The sequence below is a fragment of the Streptomyces sp. NPDC002130 genome (genome assembly GCF_040296465.1).
Classification (GTDB): domain Bacteria; phylum Actinomycetota; class Actinomycetes; order Streptomycetales; family Streptomycetaceae; genus Streptomyces.
Window position 1 is genome coordinate 1 of the sequence record NZ_JBEOXI010000753.1, and the last position, 1,560, is coordinate 1,560.

Annotated in this window: 2 protein-coding genes; both read left to right on the top strand. The window is 61.7% G+C overall.

Annotation, left to right across the window (positions count from 1 at the left end):
* The first annotated feature begins 66 nt into the window (after positions 1-66).
* Entirely contained in the window at positions 67-687 is a 621-nt protein-coding gene (locus tag ABT116_RS45155) for a LysE/ArgO family amino acid transporter (protein ID WP_235170550.1), read from the top strand.
* A 115-nt stretch (positions 688-802) separates the two neighbouring features.
* On the top strand, positions 803-1,560 hold a 758-nt coding region (locus tag ABT116_RS45160; RefSeq protein WP_351646853.1), incomplete at its 3' end, for a chloride channel protein.

The window sequence follows — 1,560 nt, forward strand, 5'->3', positions numbered from 1 at the left end:
CTACTCTGATGCATCCTAAGAATCATTAGCTGGACTGATAGAAATCTGAGCGGCAGGCTCGACACCATGCTCAGCACCAACGACCCTGCGTCGGCCCTCGTCGGTTTCGGGGTCGGACTGTCCTTGATCGTCGCAATCGGCGCCCAGAATGCGTTTGTTCTTCGCCAAGGCCTGACTCGATCGCATCTACTCCCGATCGTCGCAGTGTGCGCGTTGTCAGACGCAATTCTGATTCTTGCAGGCATCAGCGGAATCGGGACCCTCCTCGAACACGCACCGTCGCTGATCACGTTCGTTCGTATCGCCGGCGCCGTTTTCCTCCTGAGCTATGCGATCTTCGCCGCCAAACGGGCGCTTCGACCCCAGACGTTGGCACCGGATCAACATGGAAACGGGTCGAGGCTTACCGCCGTCACGATGGCATTGGCCCTCACCTGGCTCAATCCACACGTGTACCTGGACACCGTGGTGCTCATGGGTTCAATTGCCAACGGTCGCGGCGAAATCGGACGTTGGTGGTTTGCGGCCGGTGCCATCACGGCAAGTGTGGTCTGGTTCGGCGCCCTCGGTTACGGCGCACGTCTACTCACGCCGCTCTTTGCGAAACCCAACGCCTGGCGGATTCTCGATGCTCTGATCGCCCTGATGATGGCAGTTCTCGGAATCAGCCTGCTTATCGAATTGTGACTCGGCCGCACAACCTCGATCCGACACTGCGGGTAGCGGGATGGGTTACCGTCCAACGTGAGGGAGGCTCAATTCACCTGTCGAGAGTTGTGACCATCAGGTAGGGCTGATCACGATGACCGAGGACGATGGCGGCACCGAACCGCGGGACTCCAACCGCGGACTGGGTTTGCTGTGTCTGCTCGCTGCGGTCGCCGGCGTCGGGGTCGGATTTGTCGGCGGCGCGTTCCGTTGGTGTCTGATCAGGGCCGACGAACTTCGTCAGGCGATCGTGAACTGGGCGCATCACGTTCCGTACGTCGGGTGGCTCGTGCCGGTACTCCTGGTGGCCCTGTGCACCGTGCTTGCCGTACTGATCGTCAGACGAGTGCCCCTCGCAAAGGGAAGCGGCATCCAGCACGTCGAGGCGGTGTCCCGCGGTGAAGCGAAACCGCCGGGTATCAATCTCGTGCCTGCAAGATTCATCGGCGGTCTCTTGGCGATCGGCTCCGGTCTGGTTCTCGGCCGTGAAGGCCCCACCGTACACATGGGTGCGGCGATCGGAGCAGAAGCGGGACGGCGAGCCCGCCTCACCGAACCCGACGTCGCCATGCTGCAAACATCCGCGGCCGGAGCAGGACTCGCTGTCGCATTCAACGCGCCGATCGCCGGCGCACTGTTCGTCTGCGAGGAAGTGACGCACTCGTTCCGGCTACGCACCGTGCTGCCAACGCTTTTCGGTGTTTCGGTCGCGGTGGGCTGTGCACGAATCGTCATCGGCGATCAGCCTGATTTCGAGGTCGGCACCGTGCCCACACCTCAACTCGCACTACTGCCGCTGTTCGTCGTCTTCGGAATACTGACGGGGTTGCTGGGCATCGCGTACAACCGCTT